Annotated in this window: 30 protein-coding genes and 2 pseudogenes; 12 read left to right on the top strand and 20 right to left on the bottom strand. The window is 71.5% G+C overall.

Annotated elements, in window-relative coordinates; translation table 11 throughout:
• Positions 1–172: 172 nt before the first annotated feature.
• On the bottom strand, positions 173–1453 hold the full coding sequence (locus AC07AW_RS17220; RefSeq protein ID WP_478816303.1) for an MFS transporter: 1281 nt from the start codon (positions 1451–1453) through the stop codon (positions 173–175).
• A complete protein-coding gene (locus AC07AW_RS17215; protein ID WP_478816302.1) occupies positions 1450–2844 on the bottom strand; it encodes an MBL fold metallo-hydrolase in 1395 nt (464 codons plus the stop codon). Before AC07AW_RS17215 ends, AC07AW_RS17220 begins: the two co-directional genes overlap by 4 nt.
• Before the next feature lie 84 nt (positions 2845–2928).
• Here AC07AW_RS17215 and AC07AW_RS17210 point away from each other — a divergent pair, with 84 nt between their 5' ends.
• From AC07AW_RS17210 to AC07AW_RS17200, 3 genes are read left to right on the top strand one after another with little or no spacing between them, the layout of a single operon-like run.
• Positions 2929–3606 carry an ArsR/SmtB family transcription factor gene (locus AC07AW_RS17210; protein WP_478816301.1) on the top strand — a complete coding sequence of 226 codons (678 nt, stop codon included), beginning with the start codon at positions 2929–2931 and terminating at the stop codon, positions 3604–3606.
• Positions 3603–4784, top strand: a complete 1182-nt coding sequence (locus AC07AW_RS17205; RefSeq protein WP_478816300.1) for a cysteine desulfurase family protein — start codon at positions 3603–3605, stop codon at positions 4782–4784. The genes AC07AW_RS17210 and AC07AW_RS17205 overlap by 4 nt, the downstream gene beginning before the upstream one ends.
• Positions 4781–5101 carry a sulfurtransferase TusA family protein gene (locus AC07AW_RS17200; RefSeq protein WP_478816299.1) on the top strand — a complete coding sequence of 107 codons (321 nt, stop codon included), beginning with the start codon at positions 4781–4783 and terminating at the stop codon, positions 5099–5101. Before AC07AW_RS17205 ends, AC07AW_RS17200 begins: the two co-directional genes overlap by 4 nt.
• Before the next feature lie 2 nt (positions 5102–5103).
• Here the strand turns inward: AC07AW_RS17200 and AC07AW_RS17195 are convergent, their stop codons facing one another.
• Genes AC07AW_RS17195 through AC07AW_RS17185 form a run of 3 tightly spaced genes read right to left on the bottom strand, consistent with a single transcriptional unit; the run spans position 5104 to position 6715 of the window.
• Positions 5104–5901 (bottom strand): methyltransferase domain-containing protein, encoded by a 798-nt coding sequence (locus AC07AW_RS17195; protein ID WP_478816298.1) that lies wholly within the window; start codon positions 5899–5901, stop codon positions 5104–5106.
• Positions 5902–5903: 2 nt separating this feature from the next.
• Positions 5904–6128, bottom strand: coding sequence for a zf-HC2 domain-containing protein (locus AC07AW_RS17190; protein ID WP_478816297.1), 225 nt, complete (start codon positions 6126–6128; stop codon positions 5904–5906).
• Entirely contained in the window at positions 6125–6715 is a 591-nt protein-coding gene (locus tag AC07AW_RS17185; protein WP_478816296.1) for an RNA polymerase sigma factor, read from the bottom strand. The genes AC07AW_RS17190 and AC07AW_RS17185 overlap by 4 nt, the downstream gene beginning before the upstream one ends.
• 123 nt (positions 6716–6838) lie before the next feature.
• On the opposite strand from AC07AW_RS17185, the gene AC07AW_RS17180 reads away from it, so the two are divergent.
• Together AC07AW_RS17180 and AC07AW_RS17175 are read left to right on the top strand one after the other, a co-directional pair.
• Complete coding sequence (locus AC07AW_RS17180; RefSeq protein ID WP_478816295.1) at positions 6839–7639, top strand: methyltransferase domain-containing protein; 801 nt, start codon at positions 6839–6841, stop codon at positions 7637–7639.
• Positions 7636–8154, top strand: coding sequence for a hypothetical protein (locus AC07AW_RS17175; RefSeq protein ID WP_478816294.1), 519 nt, complete (start codon positions 7636–7638; stop codon positions 8152–8154). Before AC07AW_RS17180 ends, AC07AW_RS17175 begins: the two co-directional genes overlap by 4 nt.
• Positions 8155–8181: 27 nt before the next feature.
• On the opposite strand, the gene AC07AW_RS17170 is transcribed toward AC07AW_RS17175, so the two are convergent.
• Positions 8182–8637: a DsbA family protein gene (locus AC07AW_RS17170; RefSeq protein ID WP_478816293.1), complete on the bottom strand. Its 456-nt coding sequence runs from the start codon at positions 8635–8637 to the stop codon at positions 8182–8184.
• A gap of 502 nt (positions 8638–9139) precedes the next feature.
• Here AC07AW_RS17170 and AC07AW_RS17165 point away from each other — a divergent pair.
• From AC07AW_RS17165 to AC07AW_RS17155, 3 genes are all read left to right on the top strand, one after another.
• A complete protein-coding gene (locus tag AC07AW_RS17165) occupies positions 9140–9565 on the top strand; it encodes a hypothetical protein (RefSeq protein WP_478816292.1) in 426 nt (141 codons plus the stop codon).
• A 130-nt stretch (positions 9566–9695) separates the two neighbouring features.
• Positions 9696–10766, top strand: a complete 1071-nt coding sequence (locus AC07AW_RS17160; protein WP_478816291.1) for a sulfite exporter TauE/SafE family protein — start codon at positions 9696–9698, stop codon at positions 10764–10766.
• Positions 10767–10786: 20 nt separating this feature from the next.
• Positions 10787–11050, top strand: coding sequence for a cation transporter (locus AC07AW_RS17155; RefSeq protein WP_478816290.1), 264 nt, complete (start codon positions 10787–10789; stop codon positions 11048–11050).
• 65 nt (positions 11051–11115) lie between these two features.
• Here the strand turns inward: AC07AW_RS17155 and AC07AW_RS17150 are convergent, their stop codons facing one another.
• From AC07AW_RS17150 to AC07AW_RS17125, 6 genes and pseudogenes are all read right to left on the bottom strand, one after another.
• The gene (locus AC07AW_RS17150) at positions 11116–12201 is read right to left on the bottom strand and encodes a PDR/VanB family oxidoreductase (RefSeq protein WP_478816886.1); all 1086 of its coding nucleotides are present in this window, start codon (positions 12199–12201) and stop codon (positions 11116–11118) included.
• A gap of 45 nt (positions 12202–12246) precedes the next feature.
• Positions 12247–12594: pseudogene (locus AC07AW_RS17145) on the bottom strand (hypothetical protein); the annotation flags it as partial.
• The gene (locus AC07AW_RS17140; RefSeq protein WP_478816289.1) at positions 12549–13463 is read right to left on the bottom strand and encodes an FAD:protein FMN transferase; all 915 of its coding nucleotides are present in this window, start codon (positions 13461–13463) and stop codon (positions 12549–12551) included. The gene AC07AW_RS17140 and the pseudogene AC07AW_RS17145, both read right to left, overlap by 46 nt.
• Positions 13464–13488: 25 nt before the next feature.
• On the bottom strand, positions 13489–13803 hold the full coding sequence (locus AC07AW_RS17135) for a hypothetical protein (protein ID WP_478816288.1): 315 nt from the start codon (positions 13801–13803) through the stop codon (positions 13489–13491).
• A gap of 2 nt (positions 13804–13805) precedes the next feature.
• Positions 13806–14297: a hypothetical protein gene (locus tag AC07AW_RS17130; protein WP_478816287.1), complete on the bottom strand. Its 492-nt coding sequence runs from the start codon at positions 14295–14297 to the stop codon at positions 13806–13808.
• Between the two features lie 30 nt (positions 14298–14327).
• Complete coding sequence (locus AC07AW_RS17125; protein WP_478816286.1) at positions 14328–16643, bottom strand: heavy metal translocating P-type ATPase; 2316 nt, start codon at positions 16641–16643, stop codon at positions 14328–14330.
• Between the two features lie 54 nt (positions 16644–16697).
• On the opposite strand from AC07AW_RS17125, the gene AC07AW_RS17120 reads away from it, so the two are divergent.
• Positions 16698–17123: a heavy metal-responsive transcriptional regulator gene (locus AC07AW_RS17120; protein WP_478816285.1), complete on the top strand. Its 426-nt coding sequence runs from the start codon at positions 16698–16700 to the stop codon at positions 17121–17123.
• Between the two features lie 72 nt (positions 17124–17195).
• On the opposite strand, the gene AC07AW_RS17115 is transcribed toward AC07AW_RS17120, so the two are convergent.
• On the bottom strand, positions 17196–18170 hold the full coding sequence (locus AC07AW_RS17115) for an alkylmercury lyase family protein (protein ID WP_478816284.1): 975 nt from the start codon (positions 18168–18170) through the stop codon (positions 17196–17198).
• An 83-nt stretch (positions 18171–18253) separates the two neighbouring features.
• On the opposite strand from AC07AW_RS17115, the gene AC07AW_RS17110 reads away from it, so the two are divergent.
• Positions 18254–18685 (top strand): heavy metal-responsive transcriptional regulator, encoded by a 432-nt coding sequence (locus AC07AW_RS17110; protein WP_478816283.1) that lies wholly within the window; start codon positions 18254–18256, stop codon positions 18683–18685.
• Between the two features lie 168 nt (positions 18686–18853).
• On the opposite strand, the gene AC07AW_RS17105 is transcribed toward AC07AW_RS17110, so the two are convergent.
• From AC07AW_RS17105 to AC07AW_RS17080, 6 genes are all read right to left on the bottom strand, one after another.
• Positions 18854–19156, bottom strand: a complete 303-nt coding sequence (locus AC07AW_RS17105; RefSeq protein ID WP_478816282.1) for a hypothetical protein — start codon at positions 19154–19156, stop codon at positions 18854–18856.
• 202 nt (positions 19157–19358) lie between these two features.
• Positions 19359–20015 carry a DUF305 domain-containing protein gene (locus AC07AW_RS17100; RefSeq protein ID WP_478816281.1) on the bottom strand — a complete coding sequence of 219 codons (657 nt, stop codon included), beginning with the start codon at positions 20013–20015 and terminating at the stop codon, positions 19359–19361.
• Positions 20016–20071: 56 nt separating this feature from the next.
• Entirely contained in the window at positions 20072–20272 is a 201-nt protein-coding gene (locus AC07AW_RS17095) for a hypothetical protein (protein ID WP_478816280.1), read from the bottom strand.
• On the bottom strand, positions 20266–20547 hold the full coding sequence (locus tag AC07AW_RS17090) for a hypothetical protein (protein ID WP_478816279.1): 282 nt from the start codon (positions 20545–20547) through the stop codon (positions 20266–20268). Before AC07AW_RS17090 ends, AC07AW_RS17095 begins: the two co-directional genes overlap by 7 nt.
• Entirely contained in the window at positions 20544–20843 is a 300-nt protein-coding gene (locus AC07AW_RS17085) for a hypothetical protein (RefSeq protein WP_478816278.1), read from the bottom strand. The genes AC07AW_RS17090 and AC07AW_RS17085 overlap by 4 nt, the downstream gene beginning before the upstream one ends.
• Positions 20844–20870: 27 nt before the next feature.
• Positions 20871–21110 (bottom strand): DUF2933 domain-containing protein, encoded by a 240-nt coding sequence (locus AC07AW_RS17080; RefSeq protein WP_478816277.1) that lies wholly within the window; start codon positions 21108–21110, stop codon positions 20871–20873.
• 160 nt (positions 21111–21270) lie between these two features.
• Here AC07AW_RS17080 and AC07AW_RS17075 point away from each other — a divergent pair, with 160 nt between their 5' ends.
• On the top strand, positions 21271–24030 hold the full coding sequence (locus tag AC07AW_RS17075) for a heavy metal translocating P-type ATPase (protein ID WP_478816276.1): 2760 nt from the start codon (positions 21271–21273) through the stop codon (positions 24028–24030).
• Between the two features lie 15 nt (positions 24031–24045).
• Positions 24046–24190, top strand: a pseudogene (locus AC07AW_RS17070) (IS5/IS1182 family transposase); the annotation flags it as partial.
• Between the two features lie 1016 nt (positions 24191–25206).
• Here the strand turns inward: AC07AW_RS17070 and AC07AW_RS17065 are convergent.
• A partial coding sequence (locus AC07AW_RS17065) for an integrase core domain-containing protein (protein WP_478816275.1) occupies positions 25207–25596 on the bottom strand: 390 nt, incomplete at its 5' end.

Raw genomic sequence — 25596 nt, 5'->3', positions numbered from 1 at the left:
GGCAGGCCGGAGGCCCGGTCTCCACCCGGCAGATCGGCGAGGTGCTGGGCTTGGACACCGGGGTGAGGGGCAAGCTGGAGCCACTGCGCGGGAAGCTCACGAAGCTGGCCGACCGCGGCTGGCTGCACAAACGACCCGACGGCAAGTTCACCTCCGTGGGGCTTGCCGGCGGTCACCGGCCGGCGGGACGGTGTTCGGTGATCCAGCGTGCGGCGAGGAGGCCGGAGGCGGCGGTGAGGACGGCGGCGGCGATGACGGTGGCGTTCAGGCCGAGCCAGTCGGCCAGGATCCCGGCGACGAGGGCGCCGGCGGCGTAGCCGATGTCGCGCCAGAAGCGGTACGTGCCGAGTGCGTTGGCGCGCCAGGCGGGGTGGGCGTGGTCCGAGATGGAGGCGATGAGGGCCGGGTAGACCATCGCGGTGCCGAGGCCCAGGAAGACGGCGGAGAGGACTCCGGCGAGCAGGGGGCGGTCGAGCAGAGTGAGGGCGAGGACGAAGCCGACCGACTGGACGAGCATCCCGTACACGATCAGGGGTTTGCGGCCGATGCGGTCGGCGAGGTGGCCGGTGGGGATCTGCCCGAGGCCCCACAGGATCGGGTAGAGGCCCTTGATCAGGCCGACGGCGGCCAGGCCGAGGCCGTGATCGGTGAACAGGAGGGGGAAGACACCCCATGTGAGGCCGTCGTTCAGGTTGTTGACCATCCCCGCCTGGCTGGCGCCGCGCAGGGAGCGGTTGCGCCAGGACGTGCGGGTGAACGTGGCCTTCAGGCCGGTGTCCTCGTCGCTGGGCAGCGGCCTCGCGTGCTGGGCGAGTTCGAGGGCGACGTGCGCGGCGGTGTCGCGGACCACCAGAGCGAGGGCCAGTCCGGCGACGACGAACACCACACCGATCAACTCCGGGACCGGGCGCAGGCCGTAGGACGTGGCGAGGTAGCCGGTGAGCAGGGCGGTGACGCCGACGGCGGTGTACCCGGCGGCCTCGTTCAGGCCGGTGGCGAGACCGCGGCGGGCCGGGCCGACGAGGTCGATCTTCATGTTGACCGTCATCGACCAGGTCAGGCCCTGGTTCAGGCCGAGCAGCACGTTCGCCGCCACGATCCAGCCCCAGGAAGGTGCATACGCGAGGACGAAGGGGACGGGTATGCCGATCAGCCAGCCCGTGACGAGGAGTTGCTTGCGGCGGAAGCGGGCGGTCAGGGCGCCGGCGGCGAGGTTGGTGAGGGCTTTGGTGACGCCGAAGGCGATGATGAAGGAGAAGACGGCCAGGTCGCTGGTGAGACCGAAGGTCTCGGAACCGATGAGCGGAACGGTGGTGCGTTCGAGGCCGACGAGGCCGCCGACGCAGATGTTGACGATGACGAGCAGGGTGAACTGGAGCCAGTTCTCCCGCAGGCCGAGACGCACGGGCTGCCCGTGCGCGTCGGTCGCCAGGGTGGAGGGTGCGGCACTCACGACGACGTGTCCCCGGTTCCCTCGACGAGCTTCTGGTCGTGGGCGGCGGCGTAGTCGGCCGCTCCGCCGTCGAGGACGGCGACATCTGTGTGACCGGCGCGCTCCAGGACGCTCGCCGCGGTCATGGCGCGCTCGCCGTGACCGCAGGCCACGACTGCGCCCTCCGGAGTGTCGAAGGCCGCAGCGGCGAGGCTGCCGAGCTCGATGCTCAACGCACCGGGGACGTGCCCGGCGGTGAACTCCCCGTCCTGCCGCACGTCGACGTAGGGGCGGTTCCCGGCTCGATCGGGGGTGAGGAACTCCGTGCTGGTCAGGGTGTTGTCGTCGGCGAGCCAGGCCGCCATGCCACCCGCGAGGCGCCCGGAGAGGCGCTCGTAGCCGATCTTGTACGACTGCCAGACGACCTCCGACAAGTCCTGGTGGTCGCCCGTGACGAAGACGATCGGGGCGGTGTCCGCAAAGAGCCAGCCCAGCCAGGTCGCGAACTGGCCGCGCAGCGGGATCGACAGGGAGCCGGGGATGTGGCCGGCCGCGTAGTCGGTCGCCGGGCGCACGTCGACCACCTGAGCGCCGTCGGCGAGCAGTGCCTTGACCTGTCCGGGAGTGAGCGCGGACAGCAGTGGAGCCGTGGTCAGAACGGCGGGGCCACGCCGGTTGACCTCGGCGAGCCGATCGAAGTAGTCGGGGTAACTGCCCAGGCCGGCGACGAGCTGCTTCACGAAGGTGTCCTCGTCCTCGGCGGCGAGGAGGGGGTTGGTCTGCTTCTGCCCGCCGATGGTCGAGGTGCGCTCGGTACTCCGCACGGCCGAACAGAAGGACCCGGCGCCGTGGGTGGGCCAGACCGCCGTGGAATCGGGCAGGGTGATCAGGCGCTGGAGGGAGCGGTACTGGGCGCGGGCGAGCTCCTCGGTGCGGTCGGGACCGAGCAGGTCGGTGCGGGCGGCGGAGTCCACGATCATCGAGCCGCCGGTGAAGACCCCGAGTTCCCGGCCGCCGTCGAGGAGGAGGAAGGAGAGGTGTTCGTCGGTGTGGCCCGGGGTGGCGAGGGCCCGCAGCGTCAGACCGCCCAGATCGATCTCGTCGCCGTCGCCGAGACCGCGGTGGTCGAAGGCCCGCCGTCCTGCCGCGGAGGCCAGGACGGTGGCGTCGTCGTCGTGGGCGAGCTGGAGCGCACCGGAGAGGAAGTCGGCGTGCAGGTGGGTGTCGGCGGCGAAGGCCACGCGCAGTCCGCGCCGGGCGGCGGCCGCCTTCAGCGCCCGCAGATCCCGACTTGCGTCCACCGCGAGCGCACGGCCGTCACCCAGGTCGACCAGGTAGGCACTGTTGCCCAGCCCCTGGTCGACCAGGGGGATGAGGTGATCGTCGGCGAAGCCCATCACGTGTCCTTCCATAGGAACAGCCAAAGGAACAGCCAGGAGGGCGGACTGTGCGGCCGCCTATGAGTTACAGTAATCCATGGATATTTGGAGGAAGCAATGCAGGATGCCACCACGAGCGGCAGCAAAGCCGCCCTCTACGACGCCTTCGCCGCCAGCGGCAAGGCGCTGGCCAGCGGAAAGCGCCTGGAACTGCTTGACCTGCTCGCCCAGGGCGAGCGCACCGTCGATGCCCTGGCGAAGGCGGCCAGGCTGAACCTGACCACCGCCTCGGCGCATCTGCAGACCCTCAAGCAGGCCGGGTTCGTCGCCACCCGCCGCGAGGGCGTCCGCATCCACTACCGGCTCGCCGGCGACGACGTCGCCCAGCTCTTCGCCCTGCTGCGAAAGGTCGCCGACCGCCACCAGGCCGCCGTCCCCGCCGCCCGCGACGCCTACCTCGGCCCTGACGCCGATGCCGAGCTGACCCGCGACGAGCTGCGCGCACGTGTGGCGGCCGGCAACGTCGTGGTGCTGGACGTACGGCCCGTGGAGGAGTGCCTCGCCGGACACATCCCCGGCGCCGTGTCGATCCCCGTCGACGAACTCGCCGCGCGGATCGACGAGCTGCCCGAGGAGACCGAGACCGTGGTCTACTGCCGCGGTGAATACTGCGTCCTGGCCTACGACGCCGTACGCATGCTCACCGAGCGGGGACGGCAGGCGATCCGCCTCCACGATGGCATGGTGGAGTGGCGTCTCGCGGACCTGCCCGTCGACACGAGGGCCCTCACGTGAGCGCCGCGGCCGACAGCCCGGCACGGCACCCGGGACTCGCCCACGGTCCTGTCTACCTCGACCACAACGCCACCACGCCCGTGGACCCGCGGGTCGCCGAGGCGATGCTGCCGCACCTCACCGACTTCTTCGGCAACCCCTCCAGCGACCACCCCTTCTCCGAAGTGCCGCGCCGGGCGCTCGCCGAGGCCCGCACCCAGGTCGCCGCCCTCCTCGGCGCCCGGCCCGGTGAGATCGTGTTCACCGCCTCCGGCTCCGAGGCCGACCTGCTCGCGCTGCGCGGCGCCGTCCTGGCCTCCGGCCGCTCGCACCCCCACGTGATCACCCAGGCGACCGAGCACCCGGCCGTCCTGGAGACCTGCCGCGCACTGGAACGCCTGCACGGTGCCCGTGTGACCGTGATGCCCGTCGACGGGCAGGGGCTCGTCGACCCGAAGGCGCTGGCCGGTGCCCTCACCAACGAGACGGTCCTGGTGTCGGTGATGGCGGCGAACAACGAGACCGGCGCCCTCCAGCCGATCGCCGAACTCGCTGCCCTCGCGCACGAGCACGGGGCGCTGTTCCACTGCGATGCCGCCCAGGCCGTGGGCAAGATCCCCCTCGACGTCGAGGCTCTGGGTGTCGACCTGCTCACCGTCGTCGGTCACAAGATGTACGCCCCGAAGGGCGCCGCCGCGTTGTACGTCCGCGACGGCGTACGTGTGGAGCCCGTCGTCTACGGCGGCGGCCAGGAACGCGGCCTTCGCGCCGGTACGGAGAACGTGGCCCTGGCGGTGGCCCTCGGCACCGCCTCCCGTATCGCGGCCGAGGAGCTCGCCGACGGTGCCCCGGCTCGTGTCGCCGCGCTGCGCGACGACCTCCACGCGCGACTCGCCGCAGCCCTCCCCGGCCGCGTCCACCTCAACGGCCCGGTGGAGGAGCGCCTCCCCAACACGCTCAACCTCAGCATCGACGGCGTACTCGGCCACGAACTCCTTGCCACCACCGAGGAGATCGCCGCATCGACCGGCTCGGCCTGTCACAGCGGCGCCCACACCCCCTCACCCGTCCTGACCGCCATGGGCCTCGAACCGGCGCGGGCGCTCGGCGCGGTCCGGCTGTCTCTCGGGCGGTGGACCACGGCCGAGGACATCGCGACCGCGGCGGCCGCGCTTACCAAGGGGGTTGCAGCGCTGTGACGGAGACCTTCCACTCTCCGGAGCCCCGCACCCCGGCCGCCCCGGACATCGTCGTCGACGGCACGGGCCTCCTCTGCGTCACCCTCCTGCTCCGTCTCCGCAAGGAGATCGACGGGGCCGTGCCGGGCACCGTGGTGCACGTCGTCGCCACGGACCCGGCCGCCCCGCTCGACCTGCCCGCCTGGTGCCACATGACCGGTCACCACTACGTCGGCCCCGTGCCCGACGACAAGGGCCGCCCGGTATACGCGCTTCGCATCGCCGTGGACGCCCGCCTCACCAGGCCCGATGCGCCCTGGCACCACGCGGGGGTCTGACCTCAGTGCCCCTGGCGGGCGCGGACGATGATCGCCACGGCCACGGAGCCGTGCTTCTCGGGCGGCACGAGGCGCCGCATGAGGGCGATGGTGCCGGGGTCGAAGAGCGGATACAGAGCGCAGTCGTCGATGCTCAAGGGTCGGCGGTAGGGGATCTCGATGTCCTGGAATCCAGCCCGTTCGAGCTTGCGTACGACATCGCCTTCCGCGAGGGCCCCGGCGACGCACCCGGCCCAGGCGGCCGGCCGAGTGAGGATCTCGGGCGGCAGGTCCTCCTGGTGGACGGTGAGGTCGGAGAAGCAGAGCCGTCCGCCAGGACGCAGGACCCGCGCGCATTCGGCCATGACCCGTGCCTTGCGGGGCGACAGGTTGATCACGCCGTTGGAGATGACGACGTCCACGGTGGCGTCGTCGAGGGGGATGGCCTCCATTTCGCCTTCGAGCGGCTCGACGTTGGACAGGCCGGCCTCCCGCGCGGCGGCGGCGGTGCGGGCGAGCATCTCCGGGAGGAAGTCGAGCGCGATGACCCGGCCGGCGGGGCCGAGTCGGTGGGCCGCCAGGACGGTGTCGATCCCGCCGCCGCAGCCGAGGTCCAGGACGGTGTCGCCGAGGCGGAGGTCGACGTGGCGCAGGTGGTTGGCGACGCCAAGGGAGCGGGTGATCGCGGACCGGGGGACGCCGGCGAGTTCCTGCGGACTGTAGAGGGCACGGGCGACGGCCTCGGTCGTCGGCGGGACGTGCTGGTAGGCGTCGCGGACCAGCTCCTTGATCTCCGCGCCGTGCATCAGGTCGCCGGTCATGGTCACAGATCCTCCAGAGCGGTCCGAAGCCGTGCGAGCACGTCCGGCGGGACGTCCTCGTGCCCCGAGGCGGCCAGGAACCGTCGCAGTTCCACCGTGAATTCCAATTCTCCGCAGCAGCGCAGGCACAGGGTGAGGTGCTCCTCCAGCGCCTCTCGCTCGGTGTGTCCGAGGGTGGCGTCGAGGTACGCCCAGAGCCGGTCGGTCGCCTCGGAGCAGCTGATCATCGCCGGTCCTCCTTCAGTAGCCCGTGGGCCTGCGCGTAGTCCCACATGGCCTTCTCGAAGAGCTTGCGGCCCCGCTGCAGTCGGGAGAGAACGGTGCCCAGTGGGACCCGCGTCAGCGCGGCCGTCTCCTTGGCCAGGTAGCCCTCCATGTGCACCAGGATCAGCGGGACGCGGTAGATGTCCGGCAGCCCCAGGAGCACCGCCCGTACGTCGTCCCGGCTGAAACTCTGCAGGAAGTCGAGGTGGACGGAGTCCGAGTACGGAAACGGGTCCTCGTAGGCGATCTTCCGGTAGAGGGAGAATCCTGCGGTCTCTCCGTCCTCGAAGTCCACGGGTTCCGGCTGCCGTGCCCTCGCCCGCAGCCGGTCGTGGCAGCAGTTCACGAGGATGGCCTTCAGCCATGCGGCACCGGCCGCCGGCTCGCGCAGCTGCCCGGCGTGTTCGAACGCCTTCACCATGCAGTCCTGCACGGCGTCCTCCGCCTCGTCGGCCACCAGCATGCGCGCGAGCGCGTACAGCCGCGGGAGCTGGTTCCGTACCAGCTCCCGGAGGTCTTCCCGCTGCCGCGGGGTCTCGGTGACCGGCATTGATGCCACACCACTCAGACGCTTTCCGCCACCCGCTTTATTGCATTTTCCCGGAATGCAATAAGACCGGCGACCCGGTCCGTCCGAGACAACGGGGAAGCAATCGGGAAGCGAGGCAGTGCCATGACCGAGCCGCTGACCCGGGTGCCGGACATCCGGGAACTGGAGACGAAGGTGAAGGACCTCTACCGGCAGGTCGCCGCCGAACCGGGCGGTGCCTTCCACTTCGAACTGGGACGGTCTCTGGCCGAACGGCTCGGCTACCCCGCCGCCCTCCTCGACCGGATCCCCGCCGAGGCCGTCGACTCCTTCGCCGGGGTCGGCCACGCCCTGGACCTGGCGGCCCTCCGGCCGGGCGAGCGCGTCCTCGACCTGGGCAGCGGATCCGGTACGGACGTCTTCTGCGTCGCGCTGGCCGTCGGCCCGGCGGGTCGGGTCATCGGCGTCGACTTCACCCCGGCCCAGCTCGACAAGGCCCGCCGCCTCGCGGCGGCCGCCGGCTTCGACCAGGTGGAGTTCCGGGAGGGCCGTATCGAGGACCTGCCGGTCGCGGACGCCGACGTCGACTGCGTCATCTCCAACGGGGTGATCAACCTCGCCCCCGACAAGCGGCGGGTCTTCACCGGCGCCGCCCGCGTCCTGCGCCCCGGCGGCCGCCTCGCCGTCGCCGACCTCGTCACCGAACGGCAGCTGAGCGATGCCATCACCGCACAGGCCGACCTCTGGGCCTCCTGCATCGCCGGCGCAGCCCAGGAGGACACCTATCGGCAGCTCATCGAAGCCGCCGGCCTGCACATCCTGCGCACGCGCCCCAATCCGTACGCCTTCCTCAGCGAGCGGGCCCGCAAGGCCGGCACCCGCTACGGCGTCAAGAGCGTCTCCCTGCTCGCCGTCAAACCCGGCACCCCTGGAGGCGTGTCATGACCACCATCGCCCACCACTCCACAGAGGCCGCGGACGTGAAGTCCACGAGCACACTCCGACTCGGCTCCGGCCTGATGGCACTGGCCGGCATCGCGTTCGTCGCCTATGCGGTGATCTTCTTCGTGCGGAACTTCACCGGCTCCTTCCTGGAACTCGGCGTCGGCCGGGCCGAGGCCGGGGCCACCAAGGACGGCATCCGCGCCTTCAGCCCCGACCTGTACGAGTACATCGCGCACCTGCACATCGCGGTGTCCGGGTTCATCGCCGCGGCCGGACTCGCCGTGGCGGCACTGGCCTGGTTCGGCGTGCGACGGGGCCTGCTGTGGGCGTACGTCACCGCCGTCGTCGTACCCGTCGTGGGTCTGGCGGTCGCCCTGCCCGCCCACTATCCGTACCACCTCGACACACTCGGCCACCTCGGGCTGATCTACCTCGCCACTGCTGTGTTCGTCATCGGCGCCGCCCTCGCCCTCAAACCCCTGCTGGCCGCTCGGGCCCGAACACCCGCACCGTGACTCCCCGTCGGCTCCTCGGCTCTCAGGTCAGCACCTGTGCCGAGTACAGGGCACCAAGGGGAGAGGAGCGCGAAGACGGTAGCGCCGACCAGTGAGGTGACGAAGGTGGTGGCGAGCGCGGCCGGGGGGACGCGGGCGAGGGGCAAGGCCGAGTTCGCGGCTGTACTCGCGGAAGACGGCGTCCTTGGGGTCCTGGGCCTCTCCCCATTCGTGCTGTGTGGTGAACAGCCTGTCGTGCATGTCCCGGAAGCGGTCCTGCTGGGCGGCGGCCTCCGCGGCGCGGGCGGCGGATCCGCTGTTGCGGTGGCCGGGCATCGCGAAGTAGCGGGCGACGAAGGTGATGCGGTCGCCGTACTCCTTCTTCAGCCGGTCCATGACCGGGTGGAAGGCGCCGCAGCCCTCGCACTCGAAGTCCAGGAACTCGACGACGGTGCCCCGGCTCTGGGCGGGCTCAGTGAGACGGTGGCTGCTGTCGCGGACCACGCGGGCGTCCGTGGCCGGTTCCGGCAGAGCCTGCCCCCGCCGTCGGCCCGGCCACGGCCGCTGCCGCGGGCGCGGCGACGGCCGGTGCGACGGCCCAGGTCCAGCGCGTCAGCCGTACCGCACCGGCGTCCACGGGGTCACCGGCCGGCATCGTCCGTGCTCCTCCTGTGGCGGCGGACGGTGACGACCATCGCGGCGACCATGCCGACGAGCCCGAGGGCGAAGCCGATGCCGATGGCCTTGAGGCTGGTGGCCGCGCGTTCTCCCGAGGCAACGGCGGTGCGGGAGAGGGAGGAGGTGGGGGCGGGAGACGAGGAAGCAGAAGGAGCAGTGGAGGCTGACCGTGCTGCGGCGACTCCTGCGGCTGCGATGATGGCTGATCCCTCTAGGGGTTCAGCGAATCCTGAACTGTCATCAGGGGAGGACGGCACTGTAGAACCTTGCCCCTGGGGCAAGGTCAAGGCGTGCGGAATCGCCGGAGTGATGGCCTAGCATGGCGCGCATGTCGAGTCGCCCGCCCTTGCCGCTCCGGACCTGGTCCGGGGTGCTGCTGGTGTGTGCGCTCTTCGCGTGCCTGTCGGGGCTGGCGCGGCCGGCGATGGCCGCCGCGATGCCTATGCCCGGCTCCATGCCGATGGCCATGGGTGCGCCGATGAATGCGACCACGCACGCCGTGGCCCCGCACGGCACGTCGGACGACGGCCCCGTGGCCGACGCTCCGGCCAAGGCGCCCGACTGCCCCGTGGTCGACGAACAGTGTGTCGCGCCGAAGGGGACGCCCGCGCAGGACGGCCCTTCGGCGGCCGCACCGGTGGCCTCGCCCTTCGTCGTGACCTCCGCCGTACACCCGGGCAGCGCGTGGCCCCATGCCCCGCCCGTGGCGGTGGCACCTCCTGATCTGCACCGGTTGTGCGTGTCGCGGACGTGACGGCGCGCCGCCCGCGAGGCTGAGCTTCGACGCCGCCTCGTGGGGCTCCGCGCTCATCACGTCCGCTTCGGCGTGCCCGCACCCGCTGTGCCGTGGGCCGCCGTCGTCGCAGAACAGGAGTCACGACGCCATGTCGTCGTCCATCGCTTTGCTCGTGACCGGTGCCGGCACCGGTCTGCTCGCCGGTGGTGCCTCGTGCGCCGCCGTCCAGGGAGGTCTGCTGGCCGGGGCCGTCACCCGCCGCCGTACCTCCACCACCGCGGAAGACACTCCGCTCGCCCCCGTCGGGGCCTTCCTCGCCGGGAAGCTCCTCTCCCACACCCTCCTCGGCGCCCTGCTCGGAGTCTTCGGCAAGGCGCTTCAGCCCAGCCCCCGCACCCAGGCCGTGCTGCTGCTCGCGGCCGGTGTGCTGATGGTGCTCTTCGCCCTCGACCTGTTCGGGGTGAAGGCCGTCGGACGGCTCGTGCCCCGCCCGCCCGCGTCCTTCGGCCGCCTGCTGCGGCGCAGCGGCAGGACGGAATCCGCTCTGACGCCGGCCCTCATCGGCTTCGCGACCGTCCTCGTGCCCTGCGGGGTCACCCTGTCGATGGAGCTGCTCGCCATCACGTCCGGCTCCGCCGTCGCGGGCGCGGCGGTGATGGCGGGATTCGTCATCGGTACGGCCCCGCTGTTCGCCGTCCTGGGGTTCGTGTTCCGCCGCAGCAGCCAGGCCCTGTCCGGGAAGCTGGCCGGGCTCACGGCCGTCGTCGTCCTCGCTGTCGCGGTCTGGACCATGGGCTCCGCACTCCAGGCCGGCGGCTGGGTCTCGTTCAGCACCCCGGACAAGGGGGCGGCCACCGCGAGCGGCCCGTTCATCGTCGAAGGCGGCGAGGGCAGCGGCACGGGCAAGGGTGGTACGGGCAACGATCCGGCGCCCGTACGCACCGACGCCGCCACCGGCAAGCAGATCGTCTCCATCACCGTGACCGACGTCTACGCGCCCACCGCCATCACGGCCAAGGCGGGCGTGCCCACCACGCTCGTCCTGCACGGCCGGGACTCCGGGGGCTGCGCCCGGGCGTTCACCATCCCCGAACTCGGCGTCCAGGAGATCGTCGAGCGGGACGGCGACACCGAGATCGACCTCGGCACGCGGAAGGCCGGCACGCTCCGCTTCTCCTGCGCCATGGGCATGAAGACCGGCGCCATCGAATTCGTCTGAAGAACCCAGGGATCAACGACATGAAGCTGTTCAACCGGAAGAACAAGGCCGAGACGGAGAACGGTCCGGCCATCACGCTCCTCGTCGAGGGCATGCACTGCGCGAGCTGCGGGCTGCTCATCGACGACGAGCTGGAGGACGTCGACGGGGTCCGCTCCGCCACGACGGACGTACGGACCGGACGCAGCGTCGTCCGCCTGGAAGAGGGCGCGCACGTAGCCCCGGGCGTGCTCGTGGCCGCTGTCGAGGCAGCGGGGGAGTACTCGGCACGCGTCGCGGAGTGATGTGCTGACGTGCTGAGGGGTGCGTGGGCGGCGGCGGTCAGGCCGCGCCGCCCACGCACCCCACTTCACAGGTCGAGGACGAGCCGGGTCCCCTCGTCGGCGCGCGAGACGCACGGGTAGATGACGTCCCGACGGGCTCGGTCCGCACCGGTCGTGAGCACCGTGTCGCGGTGGTCGGGACTGCCGCCGAGGACCCGCAGTTCACAGGCGCCGCAGAAACCCTGCTCGCACGAGGCACGTACCCGCGGGTCCTCCTCGCGCAGCACGTCGAGGAGGGTCCGGTCGGCCGGCACCGGCAGCACCCGTCCGCTGCGCCGCAGTTCGACCTCGAAGGCATGGCCCGTCCTCGCCCGTGACGGTGCCGCGAACCGTTCGAGGTGCAGCGTCAGGCCACGGTCCTGGAAGCGGGGCAGGGCGACGGCTTCTTCGACGGCGATCAGGAGCGGCTCGGGGCCGCAGCAGTGGACCGCCGTGCCGGGTGGCACCTCGGCCAGTGCCGCGTGCAGGTCCGGCAGGCCGTCTGTGTCCTGCGGAACGAGCCGGACACGGTCGCCGCCGAGGGCGGCGACCTCCTCCGCATACGCCATGGACGCGCGCGATCGTCCCCCGTACAGCAGTCGCCACTCCGTTCCCGTCTCCGCCACGGCCCGGATCATCGGGAGGAGAGGAGTGATGCCGATCCCGCCCGCGATGAAGAGATACGGCCCCGAGGGCGAGAGCGGGAAGGCGTTGCGGGGGCCGCGGATGGCGATCCGCTGCCCGGTACGCAGTCCGTGGACCTCCGCCGAGCCGCCGCGCCCGCCGGGGACGCGGAGGACGGCGATGCGGTACGAGGTGCGGTCGGCCGGGTCTCCGCACAGGGAGTAGGAGCGGACGCGACCGGAGGGCAGTACGAGGTCGAGGTGCGCGCCGGGCTCCCAGGCGGGCAGCGCGCCCCCGTCGGGGGCGGCCAGTTCCAGTTGTACGACGCCGTCGGCAACCGTCCGCCGCCCGCGTACGACGAGGATCTCGTCCTCGGCGCCCCGGCGGCCGGCGAGCACCCGGTAGAGCGAGAGGAACGCGACGACCGGGACGAGGAGCAGGGCGCTCGCCCGAACGATGCCGGTGTCGGTGCCGGCGGTGAACGCGTGCACGGCGGTCAGGACGTACATCGCGAACGCGCCCGCGTGGATCCGACGCCACCAGTCGTACGGGATACGGGACTTGAGCACCGAGGTGAGTCCGATCGCGGCCAGGAGGTGCAGCGCGACGACTCCCCAGGCGACGGCCGCCGGCCGGTACGCGGAGGTGAACGGGACAAGGATTTCCACCGGCCCGATGTCCACCCACGAGTCGGCGACCAGAGCCGACAGATGGAGGGCGACGAACACGGCCGCGAGGCCGGACAGGAAGCGGTGCAGGTCCTGAAGGCGGGCGGGTGTGTGGCGGCGTGGGCCGAGCACTCGGCTGGAGAGCAGGAGTCCCCCCACGACGGTGGCGGACAGCAACCACCAGGAGATCAGTCCGCCGGCGCGGGCGAGGTGCCACCAGAGCTGGGCGTCCATGTCACATACCTTTCCCAGGGACCGGCATGGTGCGTGGTCCCGTCCTCCGTCACGAGCAGACCGGCCACCCCGTGACGCTCCAACAGGGCGCGCCCTGCGGGCAGTCCGGCGATGAGTGCGGCCTTGGCGAGCGCCTCGGCCCAGTGGGTCTCGGCCGATGCGACCGTGACCGTCGTGACCGGACCTGTGGCCGGAGCGCCGCGGGCCGGGTCGATGAGGTGGTGCAGTTCCGTGCCGGCACGGCTTCGCCAACGGCGGCGCAGTCGGGTGGAGGTGGCGACGGCGCCTTCGGCGAGGGTGAGCCAGGCCAGGTCGGTACCGGGCGCGGACTCGTCCTCCACCGCGATCACCCAGGCGCCGTCCGGCGCGACCCTGGCCGTACGGACGTCCCCGCCCAGGTTCACGCAGGCGCCGGTCGCTCCGGCGGCGATCAGCTCCGTGGCGACGAGATCGGCCGCGTAGCCCTTGCCGATGCCGCCGAGGTCGAGCCGTACGCCGGGTGGAAGGCGAAGGCGGTCCGCGGCGAACTCGATGCCCTCGCAGCCGGGCGCGGGTCCGGCCGCGGGACCATCCGGCAGGCAGTGCCTGGGGGAGGTGAAGTCCCTTACGTACCCGGCGGATTCGAGAGCGGGAAGTACGGTCGGGTCGAACAGGCCGCCGGTCGTCCGCCAGGCCCGTACGGCCTGGCGGACGACGGCGACCGTCTCCGGAGAGCACTCGCACCACTTCCCGCCGGCGGAGTTGAGACGGCTCAGCTCACTGTCGGGGCGGAAGCGGGACCACCGCGCCTCCAGAACCGCCAGGCGGGCGCGTGCCGAGCCGAGCAGCTCCGGGTGTCCGTGCACCAGCACGTGGGCGGTGCTGCCCATGGCACGGAAGCGTGCCTCCGAACGGTCAGCTCCCACTGCTGCGTGCTATCGGGGGAGACTGCGGCTGTACGGGAGCGGGGGCCGGAGCGGGGGCGGCCGAGGTCGTGGTCGCGGGGCAGCCGCTTCCGCTCGTACGGGCCACCGGGGCGGCGGCCGGTGCCGCCTGGGCCACGGCCGCCGCCGGGACCGCGGGGGCCGGCGCCGCCGAGGACGGGGCGGCTCCGGCGGCGAGCGCGGCGGTGAGGAGTGCGGCTCCGGCCACCGAGGCCGTGGTGACGACGATACGGACGGCCGTGAGCCGGTCGTGCTCGTCGGAGTCGGTGCGATCGGGCTCGGCCACGACTACATCCCGTCCATGCCCATGTCGTCCATGCCCATGCTCATGCCGCCGGACCCCGTGCCGGATCCGGAGCCCATGCCTGATCCGGACCCCATGCCGCCCATGCCCTTCTGCGCGTCGGGGGCGGCGGGCTGAGGCTTGCCCATCTTCATGCCTTCCTGCATCCCCATGTCCATCCCGGACTTCATCCCGGCCTCCATTCCCATGCGCATGGCGTCGAGGCGCGCCCGCATCTCCGCGTCGCTGATCGGCGGTGCGGTAGGAGCCGGGCTCTGGGGCTGGGCCGGGGCCGGAGTCGGAGCCGCCGGGCCGGTGCCGTCGGGCATCGGCATGGTCGACGGCTGGGCCGGCGGCGTGGACGTCACGTTCGGGGCCGGTGGGGTGTCCGCGCCGCCGCCGGTGACGGCGGCGGTGGCGACGACGGAGGTGACGGCGACGGTCACGAGTGCGCCGGCGACGGCGAGGGCGGTGCGGTGCTTGAGCTGTGCTGCCATGAGCTGCTTTCTCTTCTCTTTCCGGGTGGATCAGGGGGTGTCGGTGCGCCGGGCGGGCTGGAAGCCGCGCAGGCGCAGGCTGTTGGTGACGACGAAGACCGACGACGAGGCCATCGCGGCGCCGGCGATCAGGGGGTTGAGCAGGCCGAGGGCGGCGAGCGGGAGGGCGGCGACGTTGTAGGCGAAGGCCCAGAAGAGGTTGCCCTTGATGGTGGCGAGGGTGCGGCGGGCGAGGCGGATCGCGTCGGCTGCGCCGCGCAGGTCGCCCGAGACGAGGGTGAGGTCGGCGGCGGCGATGGCGGCATCGGTGCCGGTGCCCATGGCGAGCCCCAGGTCGGCTTGGGCGAGTGCGGCGGCGTCGTTGACACCGTCGCCGACCATGGCGACGACCTTGCCCTGCGCCTGGAGCCGCTTGACCTCGGCGACCTTGTCCTCGGGGTGTACCTCGGCGATGACGGTGTCGATGCCGACCTCGGCGGCGACGTGCCGGGCGGCGGCCTCGTTGTCGCCGGTGAGGAGGACGGGGGTGAGTCCGAGCTTGCGGAACTGGGCGACGGCTTCGGCGCTGGTGGGCTTGACGGTGTCGGCGACGACCAGGGCCGCCCGTACCGTGCCCTCCCAGGCGGTGAACACGACCGTACGACCGGCCTGTTCGGCCTCCCGCTGGGCGCGTACGAGGTCGGCCGGGACCTCCAGGCCCCAGGTCTCGGCGAGCCAGCTCGCGCGGCCCGCGACGACCTCCCGCCCGGCGACCGTGCCGGTGACACCGCGCCCGGCGTGGTTGGTGAAGTCGGTGACGGATGCCAGGTCGCCGGTCTCGTCGTCGGCGGCGTCGGCGATGGCCCGGGCGATCGGGTGCTCGCTCGCGTGCTCCACGGCTCCGGCCAGGTGCAGCACCTCGGCGCGGTTCTCGCCCTGACCCAGGACGACGTCGGCGAGGCGCATCCGGCCCTCGGTGACGGTGCCGGTCTTGTCGAGGACGATCGTGTCGATGCGACGGGTGGACTCCAGCACCTCCGGGCCGCGGATCAGCAGCCCGAGCTGGGCGCCCCGGCCCGTACCGACCATGAGCGCCGTCGGCGTGGCCAGACCCAGGGCACAGGGACAGGCGATGATCAGGACGGCCACGGCGGCGGTGAGGGCCACGGCGGCCGGATAACCGAGGACGAGCCAGGCGAAGAGGGTCTCGACCGCGAGCAGGATCACGATCGGCACGAAGATCGCCGAGATCCGGTCGGCGAGCCGCTGGACGGCCGCCTTCCCCGTCTGCGCGTCCTCCACCAGCCGGGCGATCTGCGCCAGCTTGGTGTCCGAGCCGATGCGGGAGGCCCGTACGACGAGCCGGCCGCCCGCGTTCAGGGTCGCACCGGTCACGGCGTCGCCCGGGCCGACCTCGACCGGCAGAGATTCGCCCGTGAGCAGCGCCTCGTCCACCGCCGAGGTTCCTTCGACGACCACCCCGTCGGTGGCGATCTTCTCCCCGGGCCGTACGACGAACTCGTCGTCGACCGCGAGCTGTTCGATGGGGACGCGTATCTCGCGCCCGTCCCGGAGCACGGTGACGTCCTTGGCGCCCAGGTCGAGCAGCGCCCGTATCGCGTCACCGGCATGGCGCCGGGCGCGGGCCTCGAAATATCGGCCGGCCAGGATGAAGGTGGTCAGCGCCGCCGCCACCTCCAGGTAGATCTCGGCCGCACCCGCATGCGTGCCGGAGCGCGGCAGGAAGCTGAAGGCCATGTGCATGCCGGGCTCGCCGGCGCCGCCGAGGAACAGGGCGTAGACGCTCCACGCCCAGGCGGCCAGCACACCCAGCGACACGAGCGTGTCCATGGTCACCGCGCGATGCCGCAGATTGAGCGCGGTGGCCCGGTGGAACGGCCAGGCGCCCCACAAGGCGACCGGCGAGGCGAGCGCGAAGGCCAGCCACTGCCAGAACCGGAACTGCGCGGTGGGCGCCATCGACATCACCACGACGGGCACGGTGAGGGCGGCCGAGATGATCAGCCGGTGCCGAAGCGCGCGGACGTGACGTTCCTCCTCGGTTTTGGTGTCCGCCTCCGCCGGCGGTGCGCCGGCGGGTCGTTCCGCGACGGGTGGCGCGGGCAGGGTGGCGCCGTAGCCGGTCGCCCGGACCACGTCGATCAGCTCCTGAGATGTCACCTCGGCGGTGTGCGAGACACGGGCACCGGCCGTGGCGAAGTTCACGGAGGCGCTCACGCCGGGCAGCTTGTTCAGCTTGCGCTCGATGCGGTTGGCGCAAGAAGCGCAGGTCATGCCCGTGATCGCCAGATCGGTCGTGCGCTCGGCGACCGCCGCCACCGTCTCCGTGCTCGTCTTGCTCGTCATGCTCGGGACCGTAAAACCTTGCCCTTAGGGAAAGGTCAAACGCACACTGGCGGCATGAGCACCCTGACCGTCGGCCGCGTCGCCAAGCAGGCCGGTCTCAGCCCCAAGGCCGTACGCCTCTACGAGGAGCACGGCCTCATCGACCCGCCCGACCGCACCGCCGCCGGCTACCGCACGTACACGGAGGACGCCCTGCCCGTCCTCCGCTTCATCCGGCAGGCACAGGCCCTCGGCCTGAGCCTCAAGGAGATCAAGCGCGTGCTCGACCTCCAGCGCCAGGGCGACCAGCCGTGCGGCCTCGTCACCGGCCTCCTTGACGAACACCTCACCGAGATCGACCGCCGCATCGCCGACCTGACCGCCCTTCGTGACACGCTCCAGTCCGTCCGTGACCGTGCCGACCAGGCCGCGGGCCGGGGCGAACCGGGAGTGATCTGCCACATCATTCAGGAAGACCCCGACCAAGACCGACGGGTGTGACCGTGCGGCGGTCGTGCGGCTGAACCGGGCGGAGACCGGTGTACGAGGGGAGCCCGCACAGGGGCCGTCGGGCTATGCGTCGTCGAGGAGGGGGCCGAAGGTCTGACGGCCGATCTCCTCCGCGCGGGTTTGGTCGACGACCTGTCCTGCCACGTCCGGGTGCTGCACGGCCCATGTCCCGGCCGAGGCGCGGCTCGTGAAGAAGTTCAGCGTGTCGCAGCAGACCTCGGCCGCGGGGCCGGAGGCGCTGCGCCGGCCCACGAACACGACCGCGGTCATCGGTTCCCACGTCGTTCGCCCGTCTTCACTGGTGACCGTCACGCTCTCGCCGGTGACCGGGTCGGACGAGGTGATCACCGCGTCCTGGCCGAGCATCGTGGGGATGCCGAGGGCGTCGATCGCGCACATCGACCACACCTGGACCCCGCCGGCGATCGTCACCCGGTGCGCAGTGGGCACGGCGGAGAAGGGGTACGCGGCCCGGATCCGACCGTCCTGGTCCAGGGTCAGGAAGTCCTCCCGGTCCAGCTCGGCGAGTACCTCGGCCGCTGTCCGGCCCGCCGCCGCGGCGGCCGATTCCAGTGCGGCCGACTCCGGTGCCCGGCCGACGGTGGCGAAGTGCCGCAGTACGGCCTGATGGACGGCTCGCAGTCCGCACGCGACGGGAGCGAGGCGACCCCGGCCGCCCCGTCCGACCAGGTCCAGGGCGTCCACCGCACAGCAGTCGTCGCACGGCTCGTCCGGCAGGCCGGCCGCCGCCAGGGCTCGTCGTAGCTCGTCGACGCTCGGTGCCCCGTCCGTCTTGCCGTCGGCGTCCCGGTAGATCCGGCAGGACACACTCGGCGCAGCCCCGGCCTGCGCGAAGGGGTCGATACCGTCGATGAGGACGGTCGGCGATCCGGTCATGCCCGTTCGCTCGGCGTCGGCCTGCTCAGTGATTTCCATCAGTTCGACGTCGGCCGCCCGGCTGCCCAGAGCGGCCGTGATCCGCTCTCGCACGACCGGTCTGTTGGGGCAGTCCGGCACCGTCAGCACAGTGATCCGCATCGTGGCGTCCTCCCAGCTCGTCGCTTCTGCGGACGACGCTAGACCTTCCAGTGCACTGGAAGGTCAAGGGCTAGGGTGGAGTCATGCGCATCGGAGACCTCGCCGCGGCCGGCGGCGTGACGACCAAGACGATCCGCTACTACGAACAGGCGGGCCTCCTGCCCGCACCGCCACGAACGTCCGGCGGCTATCGGGACTATCCGCCCGGCGCCGCGACTCGCCTGGCGTTCATCCGCGATGCCCAGCACGCCGGTCTCACCCTCGCCGAGATCCGAGGCGTCCTCACCCTCCGGGACAGCGGTGAAGCCCCCTGCGGCCATGTCACCGGACTGATCGACCAGCACCTGGACGAGATCGACAGGCGCATGGCCGAGCTGCGCAAGACCCGCACCGAGCTGCGCGAGCTCGCCCGACGGGCGGCCGAGACCGACCCTTCCACCTGTGTGGAAGACGGCATCTGCAGCATCTTCAGCACGCCGGTCCCGAACGCGACCGTGGGTCCGTCCACACGCTGAACCGGCGCGCGGACGAACCCAGGTCGAACCCTCGCGGGTTATGCCGTCACGCCGACGGGCCCGGAGTGCGAGGCCCCGTGCGGCGAGGTACCGCTCGGTGTCGATGGCGGCCTGGCAGCCGCTGGCGGCGGCGGTGATGGGCTGGCGGTAGGTGGCCGCACTCCTCCATCAGGCGCCGGAATCGCTCACGCCCACCGGCGGCTCCTGGAGCTCGTCACCGGAGTGGTGGTCGAGGGAGCGAAGAGCGGCGCGCTCCGGGAGGACGTCGCCCCCGGTGAGCTTGCTGCGTACTGCCTGCATGCCCTGGGGGCCGCCGCCGGGCTCCCCTCGAAGGCGGCGGTACACCGGCTCGTCGCGGTGACCGTGGCCGGACTGCTGCCTCAGGTCCAACCCATCGAAGCGGTGGCACCGGAGCACGGGCATCATCGCCCGCATCGTGACCTTGGCGCGATCATGCCAGCGTGTGTTCACGCAGGGCGCCCCTGCTTGGCTCGTCCCGTACACGCAGGTGAGGATCCTTCTCGTGGCGCGGGTCCCGGCGACAACGGGAATCCACGTCCGAACGGCAAGGACCGGGCGCTGCCCTGGAGGCGACGAGCGGAATCCCCTTCCCCCGCGCGCTCGTCGTGCACGCGGCGGGCGCCCGGTCCTGCCGTCCTGAGGCGGGCACGGATCAGGAGCCGTGGAGCATGTCGCGCATGAGGACGATCTCGGCGGTCTGGGTCTTGATGATCTGGTCGGCGAGGTCCCTGGCGGGCCCGTACGTGCCGTTCTGCTTCTCTGCCTTCGCCATGGTGACGGCGCCCTCATGATGTTCGATCATCATGGTCAGGAACATGGTGTCGAAGGCCCGGCCGGAGGCATGGTCGAGGTCCGTCGTCTGCAGTCTGCCCATCATGCCGTGCATCATGGCGCTGTCGTCCACGCTGTCCGTTCCCTCCGTGTCGTGCATGCCGTACATACCTTCGGGGACCTGCTCGCCCCATGCCTGCAGCCAGCCCGTCATCGTGCGGATCTCCGGTTCCTGGGCCTTCTCGATCTCGTCGGCGAGTTCCTTGACGCTCCGGTCGGCGGCGTGGCTCTCGGCCATCTGGGACATGACGATGGCTTGGCGGTGATGGGGGATCATCTGCTGGGCGAAGACGATGTCGGCCTGGCTGTGGGACCCGGGCTGGACGCTCGACGGCCCGGTTGTGGCGGTGGGGGAGCTGATGGCCGGCGAGCCGGAGTTGTCGTCGCCGCAGCCGGTCAGGGCGATTCCGGCGACCAGTGCGGCCGCGGCGGCGGTGAGCGCGGTGCCGCGACGGGCGGTGCGGAGGGTGGTCTTCATGATCTGCCTCCGGGGCGGGCCGGATGGGTCGAGCCGCGGCGTGAGCGCGGCGGCGCTCAGGTGGCGGCGACGTCACAGCGGGCGGAGGGCTTGTCAAGGAGCAGCACCTCGGGGTCGGCGCTGCCCGCAGCATGGGTGATGGCCGCCGGGGTGGCCCGCGCCCGTACGACGTGAAGATGGCGCTCGTGTGAGGAGTGCTCGGTCGGAGTCGCGCCCGGGGCCCGCGTCCGGGACTCGGTCCGTTCGAAGGTCACCATGTCCTCCGGGATCTCGTCGGTGGCGGGGCCGGGATGTCGCGGAGGGTGTCGGCGACGGCCCAGGTCAGTGAGGCTGCGATGACGACGGCGCCCCACAGCCCCCAGGCGGCGGCGGAGGCTTCGTCGGCCAGGAGCGCCGGGAGGGGCAGCAGACCTGTGACCAGGAGGACGACGGCCACCTCGCGCGTGGGACCGTGGCGCCGATGAACGCGGACAGCGCAGGTTGCCACCGCGAGGATCCCGACGACGAGCAGGAGCCAGGTCAGTACCGTCACAGCCGATCACCTCCAGAGCTCCGCCAGCGGGGGACGCGTGCACGAGACCGGCGGTCCGGCGTGCGGCGGCCGTGAGCGATGGCGGCCATGCGGCGTTGGTACGCGGCGCTGTCGATGCGGCCGCGGATACGCAGCCCTGCCACCCACCGCTCGGCGGCGTCCAGTGCGGCCCGGCGTCCGGCCGCGCGGACGAGCGGCGGGCAGCGCGGCTCGTCCGGGGTGATCAGGCGGGCGATCTCATAGAAGACGCCCGCGGCGATCAGCCCCGCGACGACGGCGGCGACCACAGCGATCACGGGATTCGCCCCGGCTCGACCGGGCCGTCAGGGACGCGGGGAATCGTCGCGGTCGTGACTTTGCTCGTGAGCGTCGCGTCGGTCGTCGTTGCCTCCGTGCGTGTCCTGACCGCGCATGCCGCGCATCATGAAGAACATCATCAGCGGGCACGCCAGCGCGACGCCGAGTATCGCGAGAGTGCCGACGGGCACACCGAGGGCGAGGGACCCGACGACGGCGATCGCGACGGCGATGGCGTAAAGGCCCCATTGGTTCTGCTTCATCATGGGCCTCCCTCTTCCCTCCCATCGTCTCGCGGTCGGTCCCACAGCGAAGGGGCCGAACGGTCCCGCCCAGGGGGCCGATGAGGCCTTGCCCTGCCACGGTGGCCGGAGCGGATGCCGCGCGGGAGGCTGGAAGGGCAGGCGCGTGCGAGGAGGCGAGGCCATGGGCGTCGCGGATGTCGTGGTGATCGTGGTGGCTGTCGGGCTGATCGCGGCACTGGGCTGGTACTTCTTCGGCCCGCGCAAGGCGGGTGTCGCCCGTCTTGACGGCGGGGTGCAGCGGGTCGAGGTGACGGTGCGGGGCGGCTACAGTCCGAATCTGATCAAGGTGCGCCAGGGGACGCCGGTGGAGGTGGTCTTCGATCGGCAGGAGGCCGGTGAGTGCACCTCGCGGGTCGTGTTCCCCGACCTCAGGGTCGGTGCCGGGCTGCCGGCCCACACCCGGACGACCGTACGACTGAACCCCGACCGGCCGGGCTCCTTCGGCTTCGCCTGCGGCATGAACATGATCCACGGCACCCTGGTCGTCGAACCGGCCGACGATGGACCCCTGAGTGAGACCGTCGAAGCGCGGGGGACGACGCGGGAGGCAACGGAGAAGACAGGGGAAGCGTCGGCCGAGGAGGCGGAGGCAGCCGACATCGCCGAGCGGCAGGCGGAGATCAAGGATCTGACCCGTCGGGTAGCCGTGGGAGCCGTGCTCACCGCACCGGTGTTGTTCGCCGTGATGGCCCATGAGCTGTTCGGAGCGGAATGGGTGCCGGGCTGGATGCTGAACCACTGGGTCCAGCTGGCGCTGATCACTCCGGTGATGTTCTACACGGGATGGCCGATCCACTCCATCGGCTGGGCGGCGCTTCGCCATCGTGGCGCGGACATGAACTCGCTCATCACGCTGGGCACTTCGGCCGCATACGGCTACAGCCTGCTCGTCACCCTCGCCCCCGGCCTGCTTCCCGAGGACGTGCGGGAGGTCTACTTCGAGGCCGTCGGGGTGATCCTCACCCTCATCCTCCTCGGACGGCTCCTGGAGGCCCGGGCGAAGGCCGGCACAGGCGAGGCCATCCGCTCCCTGATCGGTCTGCAGGCCCGTACCGCACGGGTCGTACGCGACGGGGCCGAGACCGAGATCCCGGTGGAGGAGGTCGTCGTCGGGGACGAGATCGCCATCCGGCCAGGCGAGAAGATCCCCGTCGACGCCGAGGTCCTCTCCGGCTCGTCCGCCGTGGACGAGTCGATGGTGACCGGCGAGCCCATGCCCGTCACCAAACAGGCGGGCGACGGCGTCATCGGCGCCACCGTCAACACCACCGGCTCGCTGAGGGTCCGCGCGGCCAAGGTCGGCGCCGACACGATGCTCGCCCAGATCGTCCGTCTCGTGCAGCAGGCACAGGCGTCCAAGGCGCCCATCCAGCGCCTCGCCGACGCGATCTCCGCCTACTTCGTCCCCGCCGTGATCGCCGTCGCGATCGGGACCTTCGCCCTCTGGTACGCGGTCGGCCCGGCGCCTGCCCTCACGCTGGCCCTGGTCTCGGCCGTCGCCGTGCTGATCATCGCCTGTCCCTGCGCCCTCGGCCTGGCCACCCCGCTCTCGGTGATGGTCGGCACCGGCAAGGGGGCGCGGGCCGGCATCCTCATCCGCTCGGCCGAGGCCCTGGAGACCGCGCACAAGCTCGACACGATCGTCCTGGACAAGACGGGCACCGTCACCGAGGGCAGGCCGGTCCTCACCGATGTGGAGCCGGTCGGCGGCTTCACCGAGGACGAGCTGCTCGTGCTCGCCTCCGGGGCCGAGAGCGACAGCGAGCACCCGCTCGCCCGGGCGGTCGTCGAGGGCGCCCGTGACCGCGGCCTGACCGTCCCCGGTGCCTCGGCGTTCGACTCCGTCACCGGCAAGGGCGTACGGGCCACCGTGGACGGTCGCACCGTGCTCGTGGGCACGGCCCGGCTCCTCGCGGACGCCGGCATCGACGCCGCCGATCTGGCCCAGCGGGCCGAGCGGCTGTCCGAGCAGGGCAGGACGCCTTTGCTCATCGCGGTCGACGGACACGCCGCCGGCGCCCTGGCCGTCGCCGACACCGTCAAGGACGACTCCGCCCGGGCCGTCGCCGCCCTACGACACCTCGGCACCGACACCGTGATGCTCACCGGCGACAACGCCCGCACCGCCGCCGCCGTCGCCGGCCAGGTCGGCATCCCCCGCGTCCTGGCCGAGGTGCTACCCGAGCACAAGGCCGACGAGATCCGCCGACTTCAGAGCGAGGGTCGGACCGTCGGCATGGTCGGGGACGGCATCAACGACGCCCCCGCACTCGCCCAGGCCGACGTCGGCCTCGCGATCGGCACCGGCACCGACGTCGCCATCGAGTCCGCCGACATCACCCTCGTCTCCGGCTCCCTCGCCGGAGTCGTCACCGCCATCCGCCTGTCCCGCGCCACCATGCGCAACATCAAGCAGAACCTGTTCTTCGCCCTCGTCTACAACGCCGTCGGCATCCCCCTCGCCGCCGGCGCTCTCTACCCACTCTGGGGCATCCGCCTCAGCCCGATCATCGCCGCCGCAGCCATGGCCCTGTCCTCCCTGTCCGTCGTCACCAACGCGTCCCGGCTCCGCCGTTGGCGCCCCACGCCACTCCCGGAAGAGGTCGAGGCGGCGCGCGTCCGACCGGACGTCGAGTCGGGCGCCGACCGGGCAGCACCGGACGAAGACGGGGACGAGCAGCGGGAGACGGCCATCGACCCGGTGTGCGGCATGCACGTCGATCCCGCAACCGCGCCCGAACGCCGCGAACGCCCGGACGGAAGCACCCTCTCTTTCTGCTCCGCCGACTGCGCCGCCGCCTACGACAGCGCCCCCGACCGCTTCGCCGACGCACCGGGCACGAGCCACGAACCGCACGCGCGACGGCACGAACACCGTTGAACCGCTGTGATCGAGATGACCATCGCCGACGGCGGCTGTCTGGACGGGTTGGTCATCCCGCACCGCCACCGCAAGGGCAAGGAAGCTGCCCGACTGGAAGCAGGCTCACAACAAGTCCCATGAACAGGTGCGGGCACGCGTCGAGCACACCTTCGCCCGCAATCAGGCGCCCCTCTTTCATGCTCCTGGAAGAACCCGAGCTTCTTCGGCGAGTAGCTGACGAGAAGGTTCTTCGAGTGCTGGTGGTGCAGCAGTGGCACCCATGTTGACCAGGTAGAACGGTAGTTGGCGTGACCCTACGGTGGAGGTTGGTCCGTAAATGGTCCGGATCTTGGTGTGGCGGTGCCCGGATCGGGTCGTGTTTCGACTGCGGTGGGAGTAATTGGGGGGCGATCGGGACCGAACGGGTTGGAGCGTGTCTCTTTGACGGGCTGATCGGCTGATCGGATGTGTCTGTTCGGCTGGTGATCGCTGATGCGATGTGGGGGGCGGATTGAACCGCCCGGCGTTGGCCTCGCGCTGCCGCCGACCGCGGGCTCTTCGAGTGCACGTGGCGCAGCCCGATGCGGTCTTCTCCTTGATCAGGTTCCGGGCCGCGGATAGCCGAAGTGCGCCGACGGCCCTGCACGTGGTGCAGCGGCAGCGCCACGGTGTCTGGCTGTTTCGGTAAGGCTCCAGCGGCTCCAGACCGACCGACCGCATGTCCGCCTCGGCCCGCTCCGCCCCGCCGGCGCGCTTCTGGAAGATCGCCCGGCGGCTCTCCTTCGCGCACTCCTGTCGTCCGGTTCCATGGTGACCCCGCCCGGGGGAGATCCTCTACTCTGCGCCAGCGCGTCGCGCACTGGCCGAGTGCTGATGGGTTCTGCGGATCACGGAATAGACGTTCGCGTCCCGGGCGTTCAGTCCTGCTGCCTCGGCCGGCGCTTGCAGCAACGTCGGCAGCCGGGTCCGTACACGCTTCCGCTCTCAGGGCCGAAGCAACCCGTGTGCCGCCGGCCGGGGTCTGTTTCGTACCGCGCCTCCGGCTCGCGAGGCCGCCGCTCGCGAGTTCCACATTGCCGAGGGGCCTCGCGGGCGGCAGGCAGCGAGCCGGCTTCTGGGAGGGTCCAGCGTTGCCCGGCCGATGGCCGAAGGGACCGTCTTCCATGAACTAGATGTGCATCTGCCGGAGCTTGCTTACACCTGGGTCTGGGTCTTCTGCTTGAGGCGTTCGTAGGGCGTCTGGCCGCCGAGGGCGCCGTGGGGGCGATGGTAGTTGTAGTAGTCCTCCCACTCGCGGAGCTTGTCGTTGAAGGCGCCGGTGTCGTCGATGACGACGCCGTCGAGCATGCGGTAGAACTCTTCGGCGTCGATGCGGTGGGAGCGTTCGACCTTGCCGTTGAGGTGTGGTGATGCGGGTTTGATGTAGGTGTGGGCGATGCCCTTGTCGAGGACGTTCCAGTGGAAGGTGGACTGGAATTCTGCTCCGTTGTCGGTCTGGATCACCTCGACGCGGAACGGTAGGCGTTCCAGGACGTAGTCGAGGAACTGGACGGCGGTCTTCTGGTCGCAGCGCGGGTAGATCCG

The organism is Streptomyces sp. NPDC044003, from assembly GCF_056435185.1.
Note: the sequence above shows the minus strand (reverse complement) of the source record. Positions and strands in the feature narration are given on the sequence as shown.